The sequence below is a fragment of the Streptomyces sp. NRRL S-244 genome (assembly GCF_000717915.1).
In the GTDB taxonomy this organism is placed as follows: domain Bacteria; phylum Actinomycetota; class Actinomycetes; order Streptomycetales; family Streptomycetaceae; genus Streptomyces.
The window spans coordinates 48,571-57,966 of the sequence record NZ_JOCX01000012.1 but is presented as its reverse complement, the minus strand read 5'-3'; the positions used below and the strand labels follow the sequence as shown (position 1 = coordinate 57,966).

Genomic DNA, 9,396 nt, shown 5'->3' with positions numbered 1-9,396 from the left:
GAGGCGCTCGACGACCTCGTCGGCTTCTTCGTCAACACGCTCGTCCTGCGCACCGACCTCTCCGGAGACCCGGCCTTCACGGACCTCCTCGCCCGGGTCCGGGAGAGCGACCTCGCCGCGTACGCCCACCAGGACGTGCCCTTCGAGCGGGTCGTGCTGGGGGTGAACCCGGAGCGGTCCCTCGCCCGGCACCCCCTCTTCCAGGTGCTGCTCCAGGTCCAGAACGAGCCGCCCGCCCTGCCCCGCCTGACGGGCCTCACGGCCCAGCCGCACCCCGTCGAGTGGGCGGTGTCCAAGTTCGACCTCGGCGTGGACCTCGGGGAGCAGCGCGCCGCCGACGGCACCCCGCTGGGCCTCACCGGGGAACTCACCTACGCCACCGAGCTGTTCGACCACGCGAGCGCCGAGCGGCTGGCGGCGGACCTGGCCCTGGTGCTGCGCGGTCTCGCGGCCGCCCCGGAGCGGGCCGTCGGCTCGGTCGACGGCCCGGCCCCGCGCACGGCCGCGGCCGCCCCCGCCGCGCCGGAGCCGGCCGCGGACCCGGGCGGCAGCACCGAGGACCGCGTCCGCGCCCTGTATGCCGAGGTCCTCGACCGGGACGAGGTCGGCCCGGACGACAACTTCTTCGCCCTGGGCGGCCACTCCCTGCTCGTCACCCGGCTGATCAGCCGGATCCGGGCCGAACTCGGCCGGGAGCTGAAGATCCGCCAGCTCTTCCAGCACCCGACCCCGGCCCGCACCGCCGCCCTGCTCACCGACGCGCCGAAGGCCCGTCCCACGCTCCGCCGCGCCGCCGATGCCTGAGCCGTCCCCCCACCCCCGCACCACCGCGCACGCCCCTGGAGGTCCTGTGTTTCCCGTTTCGTTCGCCCAGCGGCGGCTGTGGTTCCTCAGCCAGCTCGGCGAGACCGGCGCCGCGTACAACTGCCCGCTCACCACCCGGCTGCGCGGTCCGCTGGACCCGCAGGCGCTGGCCGCGGCCCTCGGTGATCTGACCGGGCGGCACGAGGTGCTGCGGACGGTCTTCCCCGAGGTGGACGGCGAGCCCGTGCAGCAGATCACCGACCGGGCGCCGGAGCTGCCCGTCGTCCGCCTCGGCGAGGCGGAGCTCGCCGAGGCGCTGGCCGCCGAGGCCGGGCACGTCTTCGACCTCACCGCCGAACTCCCGCTGCGGGCCCGCCTCTTCGCCCTGGGAGACGAGGAGTGGGTGCTGGCGCTGGTGATCCACCACATCGCCACCGACGGCTGGTCCTGGGGGCCGCTCCTGACCGACCTGGCCGCCGCGTACGCCGCCCGGTGCGCGGGCGGGGCGCCCGCCTTCGAGCCGCTGCCGGTGCAGTACCGGGACTACACGCTGTGGCAGCGCGAGCTGCTGGGCGCGGAGGACGACCCGGAGAGCCTGCTCGCCGAGCAACTGGCCTTCTGGACACGGGAGAGCTGGACGAGGAGCTGCACGGACGGCTGCTGGAACTGGCCCGGCAGCACGGCTGCACCCTCTTCATGGTCCTCCAGGCCGTCGCGGGACGCACGGACGAGGCGCTCGACGACCTCGTCGGCTTCTTCGTCAACACGCTCGTCCTGCGCACCGACCTCTCCGGAGACCCGGCCTTCACCGAGCTCCTGGAGCGGGTCCGCGAGAGCGACCTCGCCGCCTTCGAGCACCAGGACGTGCCCTTCGAGCAGGTCGTCGAGGCGGTCAACCCCGAGCGGTCCCTCGCCCGCCACCCCCTCTTCCAGGTGATGATGACCCTGGACAGCGGCGAGGGCCCCGCCTTCGCCCTGCCCGGCCTGGAGTGCGCGGAGCAGTCCGCCGCCTGGGACGTCGCCAAGTTCGACCTCACCGTCGACTTCCAGGAGCGGTGGGACTCCGGCGGCGCCCCGGCCGGGATCGGCGGGGCCCTGGAGTACGCGACGGACCTGTTCGACCGGGCCACCGCCGAGGACCTCGCGGCCGCCCTCGCCCGGGTGCTGGAGCGCCTCGCCGCCGACCCCGCGGCCCCGGTCGGGCAGGCCGACCCGCTCTCCGCCGAGCAGCGCGCGCTGGTCCTGTCCGGCTGGAACGACACGGCCGCGCCGGTGCCCGCGGGGACCCTGCCCGAGCTGTTCGAGGAGCGGGCCGCCCGCACCCCCGGCGCGACCGCCCTGGTCTTCCGGGACACCGCGCTGACCTTCGCCGAACTCGACGCCCGCGCCGACGCGCTGGCGCACCGGCTCGCCGGGCAGGGGGTCGGACCGGAGCACCTGGTGGCCCTGGCCCTGCCCCGGTCCGCCGACTCCGTCGTGGCGCTGCTCGCGGTGCTCAAGGCGGGCGCCGCCTTCGTCCCCGTCGACACGGACTACCCGGCCGAGCGGATCGCCCGGCTGCTGGGCACCACGACCACCGTCGTCACCGACGCCGCGACCGCCCCGGGGCTCCCGGACACCGGCGCCGTCCGCGTGCTCGTCGACGCGCCGGGCCCGGTCCCGGCGGGCGGCGCCGGTCCCGTCCCGGGCCGCCGGATCCTGCCCGGCAGCGCCGCGTACGTGATCCACACCTCGGGGTCGACCGGCGAGCCCAAGGGCGTCGTCATCGACCACGCGGGGCTGCGCAACCTCTACGCCTTCCACCGGGCCGGGGTCATCGCCCGCGCCGAGGAGCTGCACGGCGGGCGCCGGATGCGCATGGCGCTGACGGCCGCGCTGTCCTTCGACACCTCGTGGGAGGGGCTGCTGTGGATGGTGGCCGGCCACGAGCTCCACCTCGTCGACGACGACACCCGCCGCGACGCGGCCGCGCTGGTCCGGCACATCGCCCGCGCCGGCATCGACGCCCTCGACGTCACCCCGACCTACGCCGAACAGCTCGTCGAGGAGGGCCTGCTGGACGATCCCGCGCACCGGCCCAAGGTGCTGCTGCTCGGCGGCGAGGCGGCGGGCGCGGCCCTGTGGACGCGGGTCCGGGCCGCCGACGGGATGCTCTGCCACAACCTGTACGGGCCCACCGAGTGCAGCGTCGACACGCTGTGGTGGGACGCCGCCCTCAGCGAGGAGCCGCTCGTGGGCCGCCCGCTCGCCAACACCCGGGCGTACGTCCTGGACGCCGGGCTGCGGCCCGTCGCCCCGGGCGTCCCGGGCGAGCTGTACCTGGCCGGACCGAGCCTGGCCCGCGGCTACCTGAACCGGCCCTCGCTCACCGCGGGCCGCTTCGTGGCCTGCCCGTTCGAGGACGGGGCCCGCATGTACCGCACGGGCGACCTCGTCCGCTGGGACCGCGAGGGCCGCATCGAGTACCTCGGCCGCGCCGACGACCAGGTCAAGATCCGCGGCTTCCGCATCGAACCCGGCGAGATCGAGGCCTGCCTGCGGGCCTGCCCGGAGGTGGCGCAGGCCGCGGTGCTCGCCCGGGACGGCGGGCCCGCCGGGAAGCGCCTCGTGGCGTACGTGGTGGCGGCCGCGGGCCGCAGCGCCGAGCCGGGCGCGCTGCGCGGGCGGCTCGCCGCGCAGCTGCCGGACCACATGGTGCCCTCGGCCTTCGTGGTCCTGGAGGCCTTCCCGATGAACCGGAACGGCAAGCTGGACCGGGCGGCGCTGCCCGCGCCGGACTTCGGCGCGCTGCTCTCCTCCCGCGCCCCGCGCGGGCCCCGCGAGGAGCTCCTGGCGGAGCTGTTCGCGCAGGTGCTGGGGCTGCCTTCGGTGGGCGCCGAGGACGGCTTCTTCGAGCTGGGCGGCCATTCGCTGCTCGCGACCCGGCTGCTCTCGCGGATCCGGGCCGTCCTGGGCGGCGACCTGGGCATCCGCCAGCTGTTCCAGCACCCGACGGTGGCCGGGCTGGCCGCCTGCCTGGCGCAGGGCTCCACAGCCGGGGCGGCCCCCCGTCCGGCCCTGGCCGCGGCGGCGGAGCGGCCCGAGGCCCCGCCGCTGTCGGCCGCCCAGCGCCGGCTGTGGTTCCTGAGCCGGGCGGGCCAGTCCACGGGCTACCACTGCCCGTTCGCGCTGCGGCTGCGCGGCCCGCTCGACACGTCGGCGCTGGCCGCGGCCCTGCGGGACGTCACCGACCGGCACGAGGCCCTGCGCACGGTGTTCCCGGAGGCGGCGGGCGAGCCGTACCAGCGGGTGCTGCCCGCCGGGGGCGGCGTGCCCCTGGACCTGGTGGAGTGCGGTCCGGAGGGAACCGCCGGGGCCCTCGACGCGCTGCTGGCCCGCCCGTTCGACCTGGCCGCGCGGCCCCCCGTACGGGCGGCGCTGCTCGCTACCGGGCCGCAGGAGTGGGTGCTGGCCCTGGTGGTGCACCACATCGCGCTCGACGGGTGGTCCTGGGGGCCGCTGTTCCAGGACCTGTCCGAGGCGTACGCCGCCCGGTGCGCGGGCGCCGCGCCCGGTTTCGAACCGCTGCCGGTACAGTACGCCGACTACACGCTGTGGCAGCGGGAGCTGCTCGGCGCGGAGGACGACCCCGCGAGCCCGATCTCCCGCCAACTCGCATTCTGGACCGGCGCACTGGCCGGTGCGCCCGCCGAGCTGGCCCTGCCCTACGACCGGCCGCGCCCGGCGGTGGCGGACTTCGCGGGCGGCTCCGTCCCCGTCGGCCTGGACGCCGAGCTGCACGGCCGGCTGCTGGAACTGGCCCGCGAGCACGGCTGCACCCTCTTCATGGTGGTGCAGGCGGCGCTGGCCGTGACCCTGTCCCGGCTCGGCGCGGGGACCGACGTACCGATCGGGACGCCCGTCGCGGGCCGTACGGACGAGGCCCTGGACGACCTCGTCGGCTTCTTCGTCAACACCCTCGTCCTGCGCACCGACGTCTCGGGCGATCCGACCTTCGCCGAACTCCTGGGCCGGGTCCGGGAGACCGACCTCGCGGCGTACGAACACCAGGACGTGCCCTTCGAGCGGGTCGTGGAGGCGGTCAACCCCGAGCGGTCCCTCGCCCGCCACCCCCTCTTCCAGGTGCTGCTCCAAGTGCAGGACGGCGAGGACGGGACGCTCGCGCTGCCCGGCCTCGACGTCCGCCCCGAACCGTTCCGCTTCGACGTCGCCCAGTTCGACCTGACGCTGGACGTCCAGGAGCGCCGGGACGCCGAGGGCCGCCCCGCCGGGATCTCGGGCTTCCTGGAGTACGCGGCCGAGCTGTTCGACCACGCCACCGCCGAGGACCTCGCCGCGGCCCTGGTACGGATGGTCCGGCTGCTCGCGGCGGCGCCGGAACTGCCGGTCGGGGCCGCCGACCCGCTGACCCCCGAGGCCCGCCGGCGGATGCTGACGGAGTGGAACGACACCGCGCTGCCGGTGCCGGACGCCACCGTGCCCGAGCTGTTCGCGGCGCGTGCCGCCCGCACCCCGGACGCGACCGCGCTGGTACACGGCGCCGAGCGGATCGGCTTCGCCGCCCTCGACGCCTGGTCCGACCGGCTCGCCCGGCGTCTCGTCCGGGACGGGGCGGGTCCGGAGCGGGTGGTGGCCATCGCGTTGCCGCGCTCCCCGGCGGCGGTGGCCGCGATCCTGGCCGTCCTCAAGGCCGGTGCGGCGTTCGTCCTGGTGGACACCGGATACCCGGCCGAGCGGATCGCGCACATGCTGGCCGACTCCGCCCCGGCGCTGCTGGTCACGGACTCCGCGACCGCCCCGCTGCTGCCGCTCGCGGGGCCGGCACAGGTCCCGCTCGTCCTCACTGAGGAGGCGGACGAGGCGGACACCGACGCCGCCTCCGCGCCCGGTGCCGGGCCGCTGCGGCTGCCCCGGCCGGGCGACGCCGCGTACGTCGTGTACACCTCGGGGTCCACGGGCTGGCCCAAGGGCGTCGTCGTCGACCACGCGGCGCTGCGCAACCTGTACGCCTTCCACCGCGCCCACACCATGGCCGAGGCGGAACGGACCGCTGCCGGACGGCAGTTGCGGGTGGCGCTGGTGGCCTCGCTGTCCTTCGACGCCTCCTGGGACGCCCTGATGTGGATGGTGGCCGGGCACGAACTCCACCTGATCGGCGACGCCATGCGCCGCGACTCCGCCGCCTTCGCCCGGCACGTCGCCGACGCCGCCCTCGACGTCGTCGACACCACCCCGACGCACGCCGAGCACCTGATCGAGGAGGGCCTGCTCAACGCCCCGCCGCGGCTGCTGCTGATCGGCGGCGAGGCCGCGGGCGAGGGGCTGTGGAGCCGGCTGCGCGCCACGGAGGGGATGCTCGCCTACAACCTGTACGGACCCACCGAGTGCACGGTCGACGCCCTGTGGTGGGACACCGCGCGCAGCGAGCGCCCGCTCATCGGCGCTCCCGTCGCCAACACCCGCGCCTACGTGCTCGACGCGGCTCTGAACACGGTGGCGCCGGGGGTGCCCGGCGAGCTGTACCTGGCGGGTGCCGGGCTGGCGCGGGGCTACCTGCGGCGCCCGGGGACGACGGCGGAGCGGTTCGTGGCCTGCCCGTTCGAGGACGGCGCCCGCATGTACCGCACGGGCGACCTCGTCCGCCGGGACCGCGAGGGCCGCATCGACTACCTCGGCCGCGCCGACGACCAGGTCAAGATCCGCGGCTTCCGCGTCGAACCCGGCGAGATCGAGGCCGCGCTCGCGGCGGCGCCCGGGGTGGACCGGGCCGCGGTGACCGTACGGGAGGACGGCCCCGGCGGTGCGAAGCGGCTGGTCGGGTACGTGGTCCCGGCCCCCGGCGGCGCAGGCGGTACGGGCTCCGCGGTGGACGCGGCGGACCTGCGCGCCCATCTGGCGGGGACGCTCCCGGCGCACATGGTTCCGTCGGCGTTCGTCGTGCTCGACGCCTTCCCTCGGACCCCGAACGACAAGCTCGACCGGGCCGCGCTGCCCGCGCCGGAGCCCGGCGCGGCCGGGGACGGCCGTGGGCGCCGGGCGCCGCGCAACCGGCGGGAGGAGGTCCTGGCGGGCCTGTTCGCCGAGGTGCTGGGGCTGCCCGCGGACGCCGTCGGCGCCGACGACGGCTTCTTCGACCTGGGCGGCCACTCCCTGCTGGCGGCCCGGCTGATGGCCCGGGTGCGCGAGGCGCTGGGCGAGGAGCTCGGGGTCCAGGACCTGTTCGCCGCGCCCACGGTCGCCGGGCTCGCCGCCCGCTCCGGCGGCGCCGTCCCCCGCGGGGACGCGGACCCGCTGGCACCGCTGGTCACGCTGCGCACGGGGGCGCCCGGCGCGCCCGCCCTGTTCTGCGTCCACCCGGGCGCGGGTACCGGCTGGGTGTACCGGGGGCTGCTGGAGCACCTGGACCCGCAGCGGTCCGTGCACGCCCTGCAGTCGCGGGCGCTGAGCGAGCCGGGGGCACGGCCCGGGAGCGTCGCGGAGATGGCCGCGGAGTACGCGGCGCGGATCCGCGCGGTGCAGCCGCACGGCCCGTACCACCTGCTGGGCTGGTCCTTCGGGGCGGTGGTCGCGCACGAGGTGGCCGTGACGCTCCAGCAGGACGGCGAGGAGGTGGCCGGGCTCACCCTGCTGGACGGGTATCCGGCGGCCCCCGGCGAGACGGCGGCCCCGGCCGCGGACCCGCTGCGGGACCTGCTGGAATCGCTCGGCTATCCGCCGCGGGAGGAGTGCGCCGCGGCCGCAGGGGGTCCGCTGACCCTCGCCGAGCTGGTGGCGGCGGCCGCCGAGGAGGGCCCGCTGTCGGTCTTCGACGGGGAGACCGTCGCCGCCCTGGGCGAGGCCTACGTCCACCACGACCGGCTGGCCGCCGCCCACCGTCCCGGGGTGTTCCGGGGCGGGGTGACGCTGGCCGTCGCCGCCCACGAGCCGGACGCGCCCGGGCCGCGGGTGTGGGAGCCGTACGTGACCGGCCCGGTCACCCACCACGAAGTGCCCTGCGCGCACGGCGAGATGATGGCGCCCAAGCCCGCCGCCGAGATCGCCGCGCTGCTGGGCGAGGGCACGGTGGGCCGGTGAGCGCCGGTCGGGGCGCGCTGCGCCGCCGGGACTTCCGGCTGCTGTGGGCGGGGGAGTCCGTGAGCCAGTTCGGGAGCTCGGCCACCCGGGTGCTGCTGCCGCTGATCGCGGTGGACACGCTGGACGCGGGGCCCTTCACCATGGGGGTGCTGGGCGCCGCGGCCTGGGTGCCGTGGCTCCTGTTCGGGCTGCCCGTGGGGGCGTGGACCGACCGGATGCGCCGCCGGCCGGTGATGATCGTGTGCAACGCGGTGTCGGCAGTGCTGATGCTGTCGCTGACCGCGACGGTCTGGCTGGATCTCCTGACGACCGCTCAACTGCTGCTGGTGGCCGTCCTGGCGGGTACCGCCGACGTGTTCTTCCGGGCCGCCTACAGCGCGTACCTGCCGACCGTGCTGCCGCTCGAGGAGCTCGCCGACGGCAACGCCCGGCTCCAGACCAGCGAATCGGTCGCGGAGGTCGTCGCACCGGCGGCGGGCGGGGCGCTGGCCCAGGCCGGGAGCGCGGCGGCCGGTTTCCTCGCCGACGGGCTGAGCTTCCTGGTCTCGGCGGCGCTGCTGCTGCGGATCCGGACCCCGGAGGGCCCGCCGGGCGGTGAGGAACGGGCCGCCGCGGAGCGGTCGTTGGCCGGGGAGATCCGCGCGGGCGTGGCCTTCCTCGCGCGGGACCCGTTCCTGCGGACGATCCTGCTGTGCGACGCTGCGATGAACCTGTTCCTGGGCGGGGCGCAGTCCCTGTCGATCCTCTTCCTGAGCCGGACGGTGGGCGCGCCGGGCGCGCTGATCGGTGTCCTGATCGCGCTGGCCGGGCTGGGCGGGGTCCTGGGCGCGGTGGTCTCGCCGCGCCTGGCCCGCCGGTTCGGGACGGCCCGGGCGGTCCTGCTGTGCGCCTTCTGCGGGGGCCCGTTCGGGCTGCTGATCCCGCTCACCACGGACGGGGTGGGGCTGCTGGCCTTCCTGGTCGGGGAGTTCTGCCTGATGACCGGGGTGGTCGCCGGGAACGTCATCATCGTGAGCTTCCGGCAGGCGTACTGCCCGCCGGACATGCTGGGCCGGGTCGGCTCCACCATCCGCTTCGTGATGTACGGGACGATCCCCGTCGGCAGCCTCCTCGGCGGCGCCCTCGGCACCCTCCTCGGCGAACGCGACGCCCTGTGGCTCCTCTACGGCGGCAACGCACTGTGCGCGCTGCTCCTCCTGACGGGCCCGCTCCGCGCCGGGCAGGACCTCCCGACGGTCCCGGAGCCGGCCAGGGAGGGGGACGGGGTCGCCCTGTGAGCGTCCCGGTCGAGATCGCGACAGCGCTGACCGGCTGGGCGGAGGCCTCCACCGCGGCCGGCGATACCCGACCTGCCCAGCCCGTCGCCGACCGGGCGGTCCGCGCCCTGCGCCACGCCCGAGACCCCGTCTGCCCGTCGCTGCGGGGTGGGCTCCCCTACCGTCGAAGTGAGTGGCGCGCAGTCGGCGTGCTGCCTGACCGGGCGTCACCGAAGCCGGCAGTGGGTCCTGCAAGAACACT

3 protein-coding genes and 1 pseudogene are annotated in these 9,396 nt (G+C 76.4%); all 4 read left to right on the top strand.

The features are described from left to right. The first annotated feature begins 45 nt into the window (after positions 1–45). On the top strand, positions 46–804 hold the full coding sequence (locus IF02_RS35545) for a phosphopantetheine-binding protein (protein WP_234318240.1): 759 nt from the start codon (positions 46–48) through the stop codon (positions 802–804). Further along, positions 797–1,369 (top strand): annotated as a pseudogene (locus tag IF02_RS35540) (condensation domain-containing protein); the annotation flags it as partial. The gene IF02_RS35545 and the pseudogene IF02_RS35540, both read left to right, overlap by 8 nt. Before the next feature lie 131 nt (positions 1,370–1,500). After that, positions 1,501–7,878, top strand: a complete 6,378-nt coding sequence (locus tag IF02_RS34825) for an amino acid adenylation domain-containing protein (RefSeq protein WP_051696271.1) — start codon at positions 1,501–1,503, stop codon at positions 7,876–7,878. After that, entirely contained in the window at positions 7,875–9,155 is a 1,281-nt protein-coding gene (locus IF02_RS0116805) for an MFS transporter (protein WP_030157702.1), read from the top strand. The genes IF02_RS34825 and IF02_RS0116805 overlap by 4 nt, the downstream gene beginning before the upstream one ends. The last annotated feature ends 241 nt before the right edge of the window (positions 9,156–9,396 follow it).

Excerpts from the sequence above, each read along its gene's own strand:
- IF02_RS34825 (WP_051696271.1), top strand. The coding sequence starts at position 1,501 with ATGGTCCTCCAGGCCGTCGCGGGACGCACGGACGAGGCGCTCGACGAC.